This is a genomic window from Martinezella sp. CNPSo 3732 (assembly GCF_057784515.1).
Window position 1 is genome coordinate 104720 of record NZ_JBXSOO010000001.1, and the last position, 14136, is coordinate 118855.

The 14136-nt window shown below is 58.6% G+C and carries 12 protein-coding genes; 5 read left to right on the forward strand and 7 right to left on the reverse strand.

Translation table 11 applies throughout. The features are described 5' to 3' along the window. Window positions 1-52 precede the first annotated feature (52 nt). From AC13RM_RS00480 to AC13RM_RS00495, 4 genes are all read left to right on the forward strand, one after another. On the forward strand, window positions 53-925 hold the full coding sequence (locus tag AC13RM_RS00480; protein ID WP_113232206.1) for an ABC transporter permease: 873 nt from the start codon (window positions 53-55) through the stop codon (window positions 923-925). Window position 926: 1 nt separating this feature from the next. Continuing rightward, window positions 927-1727: an ABC transporter permease gene (locus AC13RM_RS00485; protein ID WP_374823232.1), complete on the forward strand. Its 801-nt coding sequence runs from the start codon at window positions 927-929 to the stop codon at window positions 1725-1727. Continuing rightward, on the forward strand, window positions 1724-2803 hold the full coding sequence (locus tag AC13RM_RS00490; protein WP_374823235.1) for an ABC transporter ATP-binding protein: 1080 nt from the start codon (window positions 1724-1726) through the stop codon (window positions 2801-2803). The genes AC13RM_RS00485 and AC13RM_RS00490 overlap by 4 nt, the downstream gene beginning before the upstream one ends. Before the next feature lie 226 nt (window positions 2804-3029). Then, the gene (locus AC13RM_RS00495) at window positions 3030-4043 is read left to right on the forward strand and encodes an aldo/keto reductase (protein WP_374823238.1); all 1014 of its coding nucleotides are present in this window, start codon (window positions 3030-3032) and stop codon (window positions 4041-4043) included. 189 nt (window positions 4044-4232) lie between these two features. Here AC13RM_RS00495 and AC13RM_RS00500 read toward each other — a convergent pair whose 3' ends face one another. Both AC13RM_RS00500 and AC13RM_RS00505 read right to left on the reverse strand, forming a co-directional pair. Next, the gene (locus AC13RM_RS00500) at window positions 4233-4457 is read right to left on the reverse strand and encodes a hypothetical protein (RefSeq protein WP_374823241.1); all 225 of its coding nucleotides are present in this window, start codon (window positions 4455-4457) and stop codon (window positions 4233-4235) included. Window positions 4458-4565: 108 nt separating this feature from the next. Continuing rightward, on the reverse strand, window positions 4566-4805 hold the full coding sequence (locus tag AC13RM_RS00505; protein WP_374823245.1) for an alpha/beta fold hydrolase: 240 nt from the start codon (window positions 4803-4805) through the stop codon (window positions 4566-4568). A gap of 123 nt (window positions 4806-4928) precedes the next feature. Here AC13RM_RS00505 and AC13RM_RS00510 point away from each other — a divergent pair, with 123 nt between their 5' ends. Continuing rightward, entirely contained in the window at window positions 4929-5222 is a 294-nt protein-coding gene (locus AC13RM_RS00510; protein ID WP_285176767.1) for a DUF6916 family protein, read from the forward strand. Here AC13RM_RS00510 and AC13RM_RS00515 read toward each other — a convergent pair. The 5 genes from AC13RM_RS00515 to AC13RM_RS00535 all read right to left on the reverse strand — a co-directional run bounded on the left by AC13RM_RS00515 (window position 5215) and on the right by AC13RM_RS00535 (window position 12868). Then, a complete protein-coding gene (locus AC13RM_RS00515; RefSeq protein ID WP_374823248.1) occupies window positions 5215-5721 on the reverse strand; it encodes a GNAT family N-acetyltransferase in 507 nt (168 codons plus the stop codon). The genes AC13RM_RS00510 and AC13RM_RS00515 overlap by 8 nt on opposite strands. Window positions 5722-5798: 77 nt before the next feature. Next, window positions 5799-6332, reverse strand: coding sequence for a phage tail protein (locus AC13RM_RS00520; RefSeq protein WP_374823251.1), 534 nt, complete (start codon window positions 6330-6332; stop codon window positions 5799-5801). A 29-nt stretch (window positions 6333-6361) separates the two neighbouring features. Further along, window positions 6362-6892 carry a phage tail protein gene (locus AC13RM_RS00525; protein ID WP_285176761.1) on the reverse strand — a complete coding sequence of 177 codons (531 nt, stop codon included), beginning with the start codon at window positions 6890-6892 and terminating at the stop codon, window positions 6362-6364. Between the two features lie 36 nt (window positions 6893-6928). After that, complete coding sequence (locus tag AC13RM_RS00530) at window positions 6929-7459, reverse strand: phage tail protein (protein WP_374823255.1); 531 nt, start codon at window positions 7457-7459, stop codon at window positions 6929-6931. A 549-nt stretch (window positions 7460-8008) separates the two neighbouring features. Then, window positions 8009-12868: a putative Ig domain-containing protein gene (locus AC13RM_RS00535; protein ID WP_488554422.1), complete on the reverse strand. Its 4860-nt coding sequence runs from the start codon at window positions 12866-12868 to the stop codon at window positions 8009-8011. Window positions 12869-14136: the final 1268 nt, after the last annotated feature.

The following is a 14136-nucleotide window of genomic DNA, read 5'->3' on the forward strand; positions in this document are numbered from 1 at the left end:
CCCGCGAGTAGCGATCGCTGCTCATTGGCGCCCATAATGGGAAAGGATTGCCATGTCGACGTACATAGACGTTGCGGACGAGGCCGCACCGGCGCGCAAGGCGGCAAGACCCACCGGATTTGCCCAGGTGGCGCCGGCTTTCGCCTTCGTGGCGATCTTCTTCATATTTCCGGTCATCGCGCTGCTTTTGCGCAGCGTGATGGAGCCGGCATTCGGCTTCGGCAACTATGCAGAGCTGTTGGGCTCCGCGACCTATATCAAGATTTTTGGCAACACCTTCATCGTGTCAGGCCTCGTCACCATCATATCGCTTTTGATCGGCTTTCCCGTCGCCTGGACGCTGGCGATCATGCCGTCACGATGGGCTTCGGTGATCTTTGCGATCCTGCTTCTGTCGATGTGGACCAACCTGCTGGCGCGAACCTATGCCTGGATGGTGCTTTTGCAGCGCACGGGATTGATCAACAAGATGCTGATTGGCGCCGGACTGATTGACAAGCCGCTTGCGCTAGTCAACAACCTCACCGGCGTCACGATCGGCATGACCTATATCATGCTGCCGTTCATCATCCTGCCGCTCTACGGCGTCATGAGGAAGATCGATCCGGCCGTGCTGCAGGCAGCCGCCCTATGCGGCGCGAGCCGATTGCAATGCCTCACCCGCGTTCTGCTGCCCCTTGCCGCTCCCGGCATGATGGCGGGAGCCTTGATGGTGTTCGTCATGTCGCTCGGCTACTACGTGACGCCCTCGCTTTTGGGCGGCACTGCGAACATGATGCTCGCCGAACTCATCGCCCAATTCGTGCAATCCCTCGTCAATTGGGGCATGGGTGGCGCAGCCGCCTTCGTCCTGCTCGTCGTCACGCTGACGCTCTATGCCGTCCAGCTGCGGCTCTTCGGCGTTCAGAGCACGGGAGGGCGTTGAGATGCTGCTGAATTTCGATCGTCTCGGCTGGTGGAGATATGTGCTGCTTGCCATCACCGTCCTGACCGCGGCTTTTCTTCTGCTGCCGATCCTGTTCATCGCCGCCTTGTCGTTCGGCTCGTCGCAATGGCTGATCTTTCCGCCGCCGGGCTGGACCTGGCGCTGGTACGCGGAGCTGCTGTCCGATCCGCAATGGCTGGCTTCGGCCTGGACGAGCTTCAAGATCGCGGCGATCGTCACGGTGCTTTCGGTGTTGCTCGGCCTCGTGACTTCCTTCGGCCTCGTGCGCGGGAAATTCATGTTCCGCGATGCATTGAAAGCTCTGTTCCTGACGCCGATGATCCTCCCCGTCGTCGTCTTCGCCGTCGCTCTCTATGCCTTCTTCCTGCGGGTGGGGCTGGGGGGCACCTTGATAGGCTTCGTCCTCTCTCATCTTGTCCTGGCGCTGCCCTTCTCTATTCTGTCCATCTCCGGTGCGCTCGAAGGCTTCGACAAGTCGATCGAGGATGCGGCCGTGCTTTGCGGCGCGTCTCCGCTCGAGGCGAAGATCAGGGTCACGTTGCCCGCCATCAGCCACGGATTGTTCTCGGCCGCCGTCTTCTCGTTCCTGACATCCTGGGATGAGGTGGTTGTTGCGATCTTCATGGCGAGCCCAACGCTGCAGACGCTGCCTGTCAAGGTCTGGGCGACGCTCAGGCAGGATCTGACTCCGGTCGTCGCCGCCGCTTCCACTCTTCTCATCCTTTTGACGGTCATGTTGATGACGCTGGCCGCGGTCCTACGCAAGGTTCTGAAATCATGAGCGAATCTTTCCTGAAGATCAAAGGCATCCGCAAGGAATACGGCCCCGTCGTCGCAGTCCACGACGTCAATCTCGAGGTCAGGCGCGGCGAGTTTCTGACTTTTCTCGGCCCCTCCGGTTCGGGCAAGAGCACGACGCTTTATATCCTCGCCGGTTTCGAGAACCCGACCAGGGGCGATATCCTGCTGAATGGCGAGACGCTACTGTCGACGCCATCGCATAAGCGCAATATCGGCATGGTGTTCCAGCGCTATACGCTATTTCCGCATTTGACTGTCGGAGAGAATATCGCCTTTCCGTTGAAGGTTCGCCGCAAGTCGAAGGCAGAGGTCGACAGCCGGGTCAGGGAAATGCTGCGTCTCGTCCGCCTCGAAGGCTTCGAGGACCGCAAGCCCGCGCAAATGTCGGGCGGCCAGCAGCAACGCGTGGCTCTTGCAAGGGCACTCGCTTATGATCCGCCGGTGCTTTTGATGGACGAGCCGCTGTCGGCCCTCGACAAGAAATTGCGCGAAGAGATCCAGCACGAGATCAAAAGGATCCACGAGCAGACCGAAGTAACGATCCTCTATGTGACCCACGACCAGGAAGAGGCGCTGCGGTTGTCCGATCGTATCGCCGTCTTCTCCAAAGGCATCATCGATCAGATCGGCACGGGACCCGAACTCTACGCCAATCCACGCACCCGCTTTGTCGCCGAATTCATAGGCGACAGTGATTTCATCTCCTGTCACTTGCTGTCCTCGGACAATGGCCAGGCGAGGATCTCACTCGGCGATAAGACCGTTTTCGACAGCATCCCGGTTCACGGCCGGCCGACGTCAGGGAGCAAAGCGGCATTGATGTTGCGGCCGGAACGCATTCGGCTCGGGCGCAAAGCAGGCTCAAGCCAAAGCCTCAGCGCGACGGTCAACGATATCACTTTCCTCGGCAACAACGTGCATGTGACGACGCGGATTGCCGCCGGCGAAACCCTGTCGGTGCGCCTTCCCTTTGGCCACGAAGCCATCTCGGGCTTGAGCCGCGGCGATAATGTGCATCTGGAGTTCGATCCCGATGCTGCGCATGTCTTCTGCTAGCGCTGGCCATGGCCGGCGTTCTCGAAGCGCAATGAAGACAAGGGCTCCGAGGACGGGAGTCCTATTTGCGCCAGAGTGCATGCTATGACCATGCAGAGCTTCCTGCGTGTCGCGCAGCCGCCAGCCATTTTTCATCTATGAAAAATACCCTGCAGATTTGGTTGTTTCTCACTCAGGCATCTCTCCCTATGTCTGCCTGCAGCGATAGATGATCGTGGAGGACGATATGCTGACCAAACCCGCTAGCACGACCACAATGACACTCTGGAATGACCGGGAAATTCCACGCCTGGGCATGGGATGCTGGGCAATCGGCGGACCGTTTTACGCTGGCGATGTGCCGCTCGGCTGGGGTGAGGTCGATGATGATGAATCGATCCGTGCTATCGACCGGGCGGTGGATCTCGGCATTCGCTTCTTCGACACCGCCTCGAATTATGGGGCTGGGCACTCCGAAGAGGTAGTCGGCAGGGCGATCGGCAATCGGGACGATATCATCATCGCCACTAAATTCGGCTTCGCGACGGACGAGAAGACCAAGCAAGCCACGGGCGCTTTCTCTGATCCCGCCTTTATCCGGCGGTCTGCCGAGACATCCTTGCGCCGCCTGCGCCGCGATCGTCTGGATCTGCTGCAGTTCCATCTTAACGATTTTCCGCCCGAAGCGTCGGACGAGGTATTTGAGACACTCGCAACGCTCAAGGCCGAAGGCAAGATCGACGCTTTCGGCTGGAGCACGGACCATCCGGATCGCGCCGCACGGCACGTGCATCGCGCAGGGTTCGTCTCGGTTCAGCATACGATGAACGTCTTCGAGCCGGTCCCGGCGATGATCGACGTCATCGAGCGCAATGGACTGATTTCCATCAATCGCGGTCCGCTCGCCATGGGGCTGCTCAGCGGCAAGTTCACGCCCGACAAGGCTGTCGGCGAAAAAGATGTGCGTGGTGCAAGCCTCGACTGGATGGTCTATTTCAAGGACGGCAGGATTGCTCCCGAATTTGCTGCGCGCCTGGAGGCGGTCCGCAATCTGCTGACTGAGGGCGGCCGCACGCTCACACAGGGTGCGCTTGCCTGGTTATGGGCGCGTTCGCCGCGCACGCTGCCAATTCCCGGCTTCCGCACGGTTGCCCAAGTCGAGGAAAACGCCGGAGCCTTGGCCAAGGGACCGCTGCCGGCAGATGTGATGGCGGCGGTCGATCAGGCGCTGGCGGGACTTCAGCCGTCGCTCCACGGATAGGATGGCGGGGCATGATGTGTTAGGTCTGTTTGCCGCCGTGTCGCGGGTGCGATAACCCAGCGGCAATGTGTTCTCAATTGGAATTTCGTTTTGGCCGCGGCAATTGTAACCGCGAAAGATAACCTCGTGGATTTCAGCGGCTTGGTGATCTCGATGGAAGGGTCGTGCTGTTGCCGCTGCGCTCGAGCTTTAGGATGCGCCCACCGCGGCTGCGAACGATCGCCTCCAGAGCCTTCGTGAATTTCGACGAATTGCCGTCTCGCCTGTCGGGCAGAATATCCCGCCGGTGATCAGTTGGCGTGAGCCGAGCAGGGTCGGTTCGCGGCGGACGGTTTCAACGGCATCGGCGGCACGGATCTCCTGACCGTCGCTCTTCAGAAGCCGCATGTTGCGAATGCTGGTTTCGAGGGCCATTTTGTTCCGGTGAAAATAAATGATACCGGACTTTGTGCAGTCACAGACGATTGCTTCACGGGTGACGACATCTTGCAGGACCGATTGACATGCGCGGCCACGCACCGGCTACGATGCTGCCCAGTCGTGGCCAACCCAGATTGCAGCCTTGCGACCAAGGTTGTCATGGAGCTCCGCCATGTCCGCCACGATTTCCTCGATGGTATAAGCATCGTTGGCTGCAGGTGCGAAAGAGCTGCCAAAGCCGCGAAGATCAGGAGCGATGCAGCGCCACCCGTCGGCGGCGAATGCGTCCGTTTGGGCGCGCCACATCAAACCTATACTCGGCCAGCCGTGGAGGACGATCATAGTATGGTCTCCTGGAGGGAGACGAGTTGCTTGTTTCTTCTCAATCTCTTGATAGACTTCAATCACGGATACCAATCATAAGTCTCTGCAATCAAAAGGCGCCAAGAAGCAATTGAGGTCGGGATGGGGATTGTAACGCTGGATCATTTCGCCCGCTGTGTCGGGGAGGGGTTCGAAATCGATATGGCGGGAGGGGGCCTTGTCTTCACGTTGACAGAGGCGCGGCCCTTGCCGGAACGAGGTTTTGCCGGAATGACGCGTGCGCCGTTCGCGCTGTTGTTTCGCAGCGGATCAAAAGTTGTTTTTCCGCAGCAGATTTATAGGCTGAACAACGCCACGCTTGGAATTCTCGACATCTTCCTGGTGCCGGTCGCCAGAGATAAAGATGGGATCATCTATCAAGCGATCTTCAATTGATGCAGAATGATGAACCCCGTGGATCCGGCGGGAGCTGATGTCCGCCCCACTCCATGCTTATGTGGGTATCGGTGGCGTCAACAACCTTAAATCCCAAGGCCTGATAAAGCTCGTATGCGCGTCTGTTATTTCGATCGACATGCAAAGCGATTCCCGAGCTTTTGCCTGCCGTTGTCGCATCTTGAATAGCTTTCAGCGTCGCTGTGCCTAAGCCCAAAGCACGCCACTCCGGTAGAAATCCGATATCGATGATGTGCCAGATGTCCGTGCTGAGGTTGATGTAAAGGCGGCCGATGGAAATGCCGTCCTTTTCTATGATCAGGAAGTCTGTCTGCGGGAACCTGGCAATATAATAGCGATGTTGGAAATTGAATTGCTGATCCAAAAATGCCCGCTTGTCCTTCGGCGACCACGGCAACAGCGCCAGTTCATCCTCGCGAAACGAACGGTAAAGCTGGCGTAGAAACGGAATATCGTCCAGCCGTGCAGGGCGCAGCATGCAGGCGGGAACACGGAGCCGATGATGGCCAGTGCACGCTGGAAACTCCGGTAGCGGGCCGACTAATGCGCCAGACATCAACCGAAGGATGGAAATGTGCCGCTGAGCGCGATGCTGAAGTTGACCGCGAGATAGGGCTGACGGTTTTCGTGCGGCTGGCTCGCGCCAGCAACGCCGATGACGTTCTGCGCGAACTGCGCGTTCGGCTGGGTATTGGGCAGAAACGGACTGCTCGAATTCGGCAGGCTCAAGGCGTTTCCGGTGCTGGGCGTGCCTGCTCGCTTGGAAGTGTCGCCCTGATTAAAGAGGGTCAAGGAATGCGCGTGTGCTGGCATTTGCGCCTGCGTCAGAGTTACGCCGTTGCTGCCGAAGGTTTCGCCCTCGGTACGCGGCGTCAGGCCCGGCCCCTGGCCCTGATTGCAGCCTGCGCGATTGGCAAAGTTGGGTAGTTGGAATGAGGTGGTGCCGTTGCCGCCATACTGGGTGCCAAGCAGGGAAAAAAGCGCAGTATTCTGTTGTATGGGGATCATCGCGCCGTTGCAAAATGCCCAGTGGAGCGGTGCAAAATTGAAACCAAACAATTGGATCTCGCCGATAAAAGGTTGTGTCATAGCAATCTCCTTGATGGAAAAGGCGCGATTCAGCCCTGTGAGGGAAAGATGCCGGCCCATGCGATGCAATACTGCACCGTCAGCGTCGGCATCGTATTGTCATGCGGGGTCGTGGATCCTGTCATCTGCGTTGCTGCCGGTGATGTCGTGATCGGAGTGGCTCCGCTCGTATCCGTCGCATACATCGTATCGCCGCTCACCGCACCAAGCTCGACCGTTGGTCCCACGGTCATGCTGTTCGCGGCGCCCGTGGTGGCGAGATATGGATGTGTGTGCGACGGCATTTGCAATGGCAGCAGTGTGACGTTCTCGCTGCCTGCGGATTGGCCGATCACATAGGTCGACAGACCCAGGCCAGTACCTTGATGCATAGGCACGCGCCCGCATAGATTTGGCGTCGCAAATGTTGTGATGCCGTCACCGCCATAGATCGTACCGATCAACGTGTACAGTTCCTGATATATGGAGATGGACTGCAGGGAATTATTGCAGGGCAGCCATCCGTAGGGCACTCGGGAAAAGCCGAAAAGCCGGATTTCTCCGACATAGGGGGCGCTCATTGTTGATCCTCCGAGCAAAAGGTTGACAAGAGATGATCAGCTGCGAGACGGAAAAACTCCCTGCAGCGCAATGCAATAATTGATCACGTCGTAGGGTTGCATATTGTCGTGAGGCTGGTTGTTGCCGGCGGGAGTCACTGTCTGGCTCGACAGCACGACCTGGGCGCCACTGGAGGGGCCATAGATATTGGCGCTGTTGGTCCCGTAAAGCGCGTTGCTCGGGCTGCGCACAGTGCCGTTGCTGGTGGTCCCGGTCGCAATGTGAATGTGCTGGGGCAATTCCTGCTGCAGCACGGTCACATTTTCCGTGCCGCCGGTTTCACCTAGCTCGTATGGTTCGGGCTGCCACGCGGGATCGATGGAAGGTCCAAATCCGACCGGCGTGCGGCTCTGCATATCGGGTAGGCGAAAGGTTCGAATTCCATCTCCACCGTAATAGGTGGCTAATAGTGAGAACAAGGCTTGGTTCTGCGCGATGGGAAGAATCTGGCCATTGCACAGCGCAAAACCCCTAGGTGCAAACGGAAATCCGGTGAGCATAATCTGGCCAAGAAACACGTCTGACATCTCATACTCCTGAATATTCTAATTATATTAACTGCCATCATCGCTCAATCAATGCGATAGATGCAAGAACAAATTTGACCCTCATAGGTATAAAAATTCAGGGAATTTCTATGCTATTTTTTAAAAATCGAAGGTTGTAGTCGGATGTCATAAAATAAAAAAATCGAGATTTATCAGTGCGTTATATGGTTGTATAAATTAAAAATACAAAGACGCGAATACTCAAAATACCGGACCGCCCATTCATGGACAGCCATCTGCCGTAGGGATCGGCCTACTATTCGTTCCATGAGCACAAGTTACACAGATCGCCGTCGACCAAATGTTGTTTCGCCATGAAACCTCATCCTGTCGAGCGGAAGTTTTCTTCAAAGGTATATTTCGATTTTCCCGGGCCAGACGTAAGGGAGAAGCAAGGAAGATTATGCGATTGATCTTATCGAGGGCCAGAGCATGATCCGCCGAACCGGGTAATGTGAAATCGGACATGGAGTGGCCGCCCAAGGCGGCCTCAGGACTGCCCGACCCTTGCGAAGCGTGAGGCGCCTCTTAAAATTTCTTGCTTGCAGCGACCTTGGCGCCGACGGATTTCTGCCCATCGCCTTCGATGTTGAAGAGCAGGCTGGTGTCGAGCATCCAGAAGTTCATGGTCTGTATGGAGACGCCGGCGGTGACTGCACCGAAGGCACCGGCGCCGTCGAGACCGGAGAAGCCAGCGGTCAGCCCGAGCTTCGGCGTCAGCTTGGCGCCGTTTTCGAGTGTGAAGGACCTTGCGATCTCAGCGCCAAGACTGACGCGGAACTGGTCCTCGTTGAAGCCTTCGATGGTGATCGCATCGCCGGCACCGTTCTTGACAGTATAGTCGTCGACCTTTTCCGAGAAGTAAATCGCTCTGAGCTTCGGCGACAGCGTCGTGTCCTCGTCGAGATACCATTGGCCCTCGATCGACGTATCTGCCATCCACCGCGTGGTCTTGAAATTGCCATCCCAGAACTGGGTATCGATGGTGTTGTTCGAGCCGCCATAGCGCAGGCTGCCGTTCCAGAATACGCCCTTGCCGAGTTCGATCGAGGCGTAGGGTCCGGCAAGCCAGCCATTGCCCGTCAGTTTCGCATCCTCGTCGGTCGGATCGGTCATGCGGTCATAATGGAAGGATAACCCGATCAGCGCATGCTCGGAGATCAGATAATCCACTCCCATGTTGACCATGGCGAAGCTGCCCCACTTCGAGTTGTTAGTGTTCTTGCTGCCCTTGTCATTATGGGTCAGGAAGGCGCCGCCGATCCAGACGTTGAACGGGGCGGACGCCGCATCCGGATCGCCGCCTGCCGCCCGCATCTGCGTGAGGCTGGTGGAGAAGCTGAGCGTCATGCCCTCTTCCGATGGCGTCATGCGGGCGCTGATCGGGTCTGTCGCCTTCTCCATCTGCCGGCGCTGGAGAAGCCCCGGCACTTCGATCGTGTTGGCGATCATGTTCTGTCGGGATTGCACGAAGTCATGCACGAGATTGCTGATGTCTTCGGCAACCTTGCCGGCGTCGTAACTGACATTGTAGGTGACGGTGGCTGTGTTGGAGGTTCCAAGCGCGCTGACGAGCTTGTAGCCGACGCGGACCTGACCGGAATAGGCCGGGTTCAGCACATAGTGCAAGTACCAGCCAACGGGAGTGGTGACCGGGCCCGCCTGCGCCAACTGCCCCTGGATGATCGTCGCCGTGCCGGCATTGGCAGGCTCCACGAAAGCGAGGATCGCGGACGTGAACGGGCCGCCGGTTGCACCGCGATTGAGGTAGACGTCGGGAGGCGCGGAGCCTGCCGGTACGTTGACGACCATGTCCAGAACGGTAACCGATCGAGTCTTCACTCTCAGACTATAGGAGGCACTCCCGGTCGCGCCGTTGCCATCGCGAACCTGGATGGTGAAGTTGTAATCGCCTTCCGTGCCTCCCGCGAGCGGACCGTTGAGCTGGCCCGTGGAGATGTTGAGCACCAGGCCGCTCGGCAGGCTGCCGGAGGCAAGGCTATAGATCTTCGTGCCCGCGCCGCCGGTTGTCGTGATCTGCTGGCTGTAGGCTTCCCCCGCCATTGCATCGGGGAGTGCACCGCCTGCCGGACTGAATACGAACGTCGTTGGTGGCGGCGAGATAGCGATCGTATAGGCTGCAGAGGTCATGGCGCCGTTTGCGTCGGTGGCGGTGATGGAGAAGCTGTAATTGCCGGGCGTCGTCGGCGTGCCGGTAACGGCTCCTGTCGCATGGTTGAGTGCCAGCCCGGTCGGCAGCGTGCCGGTGGCGCTATAGCTATAAGGGCTTGTCCCACCCGAAGCAGTGATAGTCTCGCTGTAGGCAGTCGTGACGATACCGGCCGGCAAGGCGCCACTCGGCGGCGAGAATGTCAGATTTGGTGCCGTGATCGTCATGCTCACGGTTGCCGGTGCAGAAGTGCCGGAGGCGTTGGTTGCGGTATAGGTAAAGCTGTCCGATCCGCTATAGCCTGGTGTCGGCGTATAGGTGATGGACGTTCCCGAGGCACTTGCTGTCCCATGGCTGGCCCCGGTTGCTACCGTGACCGAGGCCGGCGCGCCGCCTGTGATGGCGAGTGTGATCGGATTGGCCGATGAATTGGCGGCAACGGTCGCCGCGACGTTGCCGGCGATCGGTGGCTGGACGTTGACCGCCAGACTGTAGGCTCTGGAGCCCGTAAAGGGACCGGCTCCGGTCGAACCGTCCGTTGCGGTGATCGTCACGTTGAAAGTGCCCGATGCCGTCGGAGTGCCGGAGAGAACACCGCCGGACGACAGCGTCAGGCCGGCGGGCAGAGTACCAGCCGTTATCGCATAGCTATAAGGACTGGTGCCGCCTGAAGCCGTGATGGTCTGGTTGTAGGCGGCAGCAACGGTTGCAGCCGGCAACGTGGTCGGCGCGATTGCAATCGTTGGGGCGCCGACAACTAGGCTGTACGCCCTGGAGCCGGTAAACGTAGCGCTATCCGTCGCCGTGATCGTGATATTGAAGGTGCCGCCGGCTGTCGGCGTGCCGGAGAGTATGCCGCCCGACGAGAGGGCGAGACCGGCTGGCAAAGTACCTGCCGTGAGTGCGTAGCTATAGGAGCCGATGCCGCCAGAGGCGGTAAAGGTCTGGCTATAGGCGGCCCCGATCCCGGCCGGTGGCAGCGTTGCCGGCGCAACCGTGATCGTTGGGGCGCCGATCGTGACGGTATAGGCCTGCGAACCGGTAAAGTGGTTGCCGTCTGTCGCCGTGATGGTGAAGCTGAAAGGCCCGGCGGTCGTCGGCGTACCGGCGAGCGTACCGGCCGACGAAAGCGCTACGCCTGGCGGAAGGCTCCCGCTTGTGAGGCTAAAGGTATAGGAGCCGGTTCCGCCCGAGGCTGTCAATGTTTGGCTATAGGCGGTTCCGGCCATGCCCCCGGGCAGTGTTGCCGGTGTGATGGTGATCGTTGGGGCGCCGATCGTAACGGTATAGGCCTGCGAACCGGTAAAGTGATTGCCGTCTATTGCGGTGATGGTGAAATTGAAAGGCCCTGCGGTCGTCGGCGTACCGGAGAGCACGCCGGTCGACGAAAGCGCTACGCCCGGCGGAAGGGCGCCGGCGGTTAGCGAATAGGTGTAGGTACCACTTCCGCCCGAGGCGGTCAGTGTCTGGCTATAGGCGATCCCGGCCATGCCCGCAGGCAGGGTTGACGGCGCAATCGTGATCGTCGGGGCGGCAACCGCTAGTGTGTAGGCCTGCGCGCCTGTAAAAGGACCTGTGCCGGTCGAGCTGTCCCTCGCAACGATAGTGAAGCTGAAGTTCCCGGCGTTAGTCGGCGCACCGGAAAGAACGCCGGTTGAGGAAAGCGCCACTCCTGCCGGAAGCGTGCCTGTCGACAGCGAATAGGTGTAGGAGCCAGTACCGCCCGAGGCTGTCAGTGTCTGGCTATAGGCCGTTCCCGCCGTTACGGCTGACAGCGACGAAGGATTGATAGTGATCGTCGGCGCAGCAACGCTCAAACTATAGGCTCTTGAGCCGGTGAACGGCCCGGACCCGGTTGAACTATCGGTCGCGGTAATTGTGAAATTGAACGTGCCGCCTGCCGTTGGCGTGCCAGTGAGTGCACCTCCCGATGAGAGCGTCAGGCCTGCTGGAAGAGCGCCCGCTGTGACGGCAAAACTATAGGAACTGGTACCTCCTGACGCTGTAATGGTTTGACTATAGCTGGCAGCAACGGTTGCGGACGGGAGTGTGGTCGGCGCGACCGTAATCGTTGGCGCTAAAACCGTCAGGGTATAGGGTCTTGAGGTGTTAAAGGGGCCTGTACCCGTGGAACTGTCCGTTGCCGTGACAGTGAAATTGAAGTTGCCTCCTGCCGTCGGCGTGCCGGTGATTACACCTCCCGATGACAGTGTCAGGCCGTTCGGAAGCGAACCGGCCGTAACGGCAAAGCTATAGGAACTGGTGCCGCCGGCTGCGGAGATGGTTTGATTGTAGCTGGCACCGATGGCCGCCGCCGTCAACGTCGCTGGCGCGATCGTAATCGTCGGCGCTGCAATAGTCAGTGTATATGCCTTCGAACCGGTGAATGGTGCGCCCGTGCCGGTGGAACTATCCTGCGCGGTGACCGTGAAGTTGAACGTGCCACCTGCTGTCGGCGTGCCAGAAAGCGTGCCTGAGGAAGAGAGCGTCAAGCCGGCTGGGAGAGCACCCGATGTGACACTGAAACTATAGGAACTGGTGCCGCCCGATGCCGTGATAGTTTGGCTATAGGCGGTTCCGACCGTGCCTGCCGACAAGGAGGCTGGATTGACCGAAATCGTCGGCGCTGAAATGCTTAAAGTATAAGATCTCGAACCGGTGAACGGCCCGGACCCGGTTGAACTATCGGTCGCGGTAACCGTGAAAGTGAAGAAGCCTGCTGCCGTTGGCGTGCCGGAAATCACGCCAGTCGTCGCCGACAGGCTCAGGCCGGTGGGCAGGGCGCCTATGACCGCATAGGTATAAGAGCTGGTGCCGCCGCTGGCGCTGACGGTCTGACTATAAGCCGTTCCGACAGTACCCGAGGTGAGCGTCGCCGGCCCGAGGGTAATCGTCGCTGGATTGACCGTTATGGTCACCGTTGCCGGCGATGATGTGCCGGCCGCATTGGTTGCGGTGTAGGTGAAGCTATCCGGACCGGAATAACTCGCTGTCGGGGTATAGGTGATTGAGGTACCGCTGGCCGTGGCAGTTCCGTGAGACGCCTGCGTCCCGACGGCCACCGAGGAAGCCGCTCCTCCCGACAGGTTCAGCGTGATCGTATTGGAAGTGCTGCCATGGCTTACCGTAGCGCTGGCTGCGCCGGCGACGGGCGGTGCCAATCCGGCTGGCGCGATTGCTATATTTACTGTGAAGGGGTGTGCGCTCGCGTCGGCCAAGGTAAACGTGTCTTGGGTCGCTCCGTCGCCGTTGTTTGTGTAAATGAACGAGCCGGCAGCTGAGTTGTAGTTCGTTATCGTGCCGTGCTGTGGAAGAACTACGTTTGGGTCGCCAATGGGATTGAGACCAACTGGATCGCACAGCGTGCCGATGTTGACATTAAGCGTCCCGCCGGAAGCCATTGGGCTTGTCGATGGCGTCGTATGGGAATCGGGGAAGTTGAGGGTAGTGCATGCCGCGTAAGCCGTGCCTGGAGTTGCCAGCGATAGACCGCCGCAGAATAGGGCGGCGAGCAGCCCTATCCTAAGCAGCAGCGTATAACTGCGCGCGCAGAATTCTAGTAGTCGGGTCGATATCTTAGAGGGCTGCCTCGCGTTCCGCATTAAGCCGCGAGCCTGAATTTTAGCGAGAACACTTTGTGATACGAAACTATTGTCCTCGGGCCAGGGTTCTCTTCCTATGGCTACGGCCAGCTGTTCGACGCTTGTCATTTGCCCAACCCAAAGACCGAGCAAACCCCGCCACTAAAAGCTGGAATTGCTCCTGTGTTTGCCCGTCTGCATTGTAGCTGACGCCCCTCTACTCAATCGAAGTAATATATAAAGCAACCTGAAAGGCAATTTCTCATAGAGAAGAATCCTCAAGATTGATTTTTCTGGGATCATTATTCAATCAAATGTTGTAGATTAGCAACAATGCAGATTGCCTATATGTGCCGCGGGGCATCCGCTGTTCGATACGACGGCAACCTTCTGAGGTCCCAGCGCGGGGGAGGCGTGACATTTGAGTGGCATTCATAAAGCCCCGCAGCGCGAATAGTCGAGCACTGGAGACAACTCAACCAATTAGCTCTAGCCGTCTTTGTGCTCCAACCATTGCTCCAGGCCAGATTCGAAATTAGGTGCCGAAATCGACCTCGGCTCTGAGTCCCTTCCGCTTCGAGGCCGCTGAGTCCTGCGGTCAGCATGTGCAGGATGAGGGTAGGGACATCATTTCACAGCGAGAATCCCAGTCCATCACCCATGCCAATTGGCTGGGCTGCTTTCGGCCTGCCGTTTTGGCGTGGTCGGTAATGGGGCTGCATCAAGAGGCCCCCCGTTGGTTAGCGCGAGGGGTTCACTTCGAAGCCGGGGAAAACGGAAGAGCAAGTGTCCCACAACGAGGCACCTGGGGAGAATAGCTTTGGACATGTGTCATGGCTCGAATTGTCTTGATTTCTAGCTCTCTGGAAAATCGGTGGAAAATTATCAACTTTGGTGCATCTATT

Excerpts from the sequence above, each read along its gene's own strand:
- AC13RM_RS00525 (WP_285176761.1), bottom strand. The coding sequence starts at position 6,892 with ATGAGCGCCCCCTATGTCGGAGAAATCCGGCTTTTCGGCTTTTCCCGA.
- AC13RM_RS00530 (WP_374823255.1), bottom strand. The coding sequence starts at position 7,459 with ATGTCAGACGTGTTTCTTGGCCAGATTATGCTCACCGGATTTCCGTTT.
- AC13RM_RS00500 (WP_374823241.1), bottom strand. The coding sequence starts at position 4,457 with ATGGCCCTCGAAACCAGCATTCGCAACATGCGGCTTCTGAAGAGCGAC.
- AC13RM_RS00510 (WP_285176767.1), top strand. The coding sequence starts at position 4,929 with ATGGGGATTGTAACGCTGGATCATTTCGCCCGCTGTGTCGGGGAGGGG.
- AC13RM_RS00505 (WP_374823245.1), bottom strand. The coding sequence starts at position 4,805 with ATGATCGTCCTCCACGGCTGGCCGAGTATAGGTTTGATGTGGCGCGCC.
- AC13RM_RS00520 (WP_374823251.1), bottom strand. The coding sequence starts at position 6,332 with ATGACACAACCTTTTATCGGCGAGATCCAATTGTTTGGTTTCAATTTT.
- AC13RM_RS00515 (WP_374823248.1), bottom strand. The coding sequence starts at position 5,721 with ATGCTGCGCCCTGCACGGCTGGACGATATTCCGTTTCTACGCCAGCTT.
- AC13RM_RS00490 (WP_374823235.1), top strand. The coding sequence starts at position 1,724 with ATGAGCGAATCTTTCCTGAAGATCAAAGGCATCCGCAAGGAATACGGC.
- AC13RM_RS00495 (WP_374823238.1), top strand. The coding sequence starts at position 3,030 with ATGCTGACCAAACCCGCTAGCACGACCACAATGACACTCTGGAATGAC.
- AC13RM_RS00485 (WP_374823232.1), top strand. The coding sequence starts at position 927 with ATGCTGCTGAATTTCGATCGTCTCGGCTGGTGGAGATATGTGCTGCTT.
- AC13RM_RS00480 (WP_113232206.1), top strand. The coding sequence starts at position 53 with ATGTCGACGTACATAGACGTTGCGGACGAGGCCGCACCGGCGCGCAAG.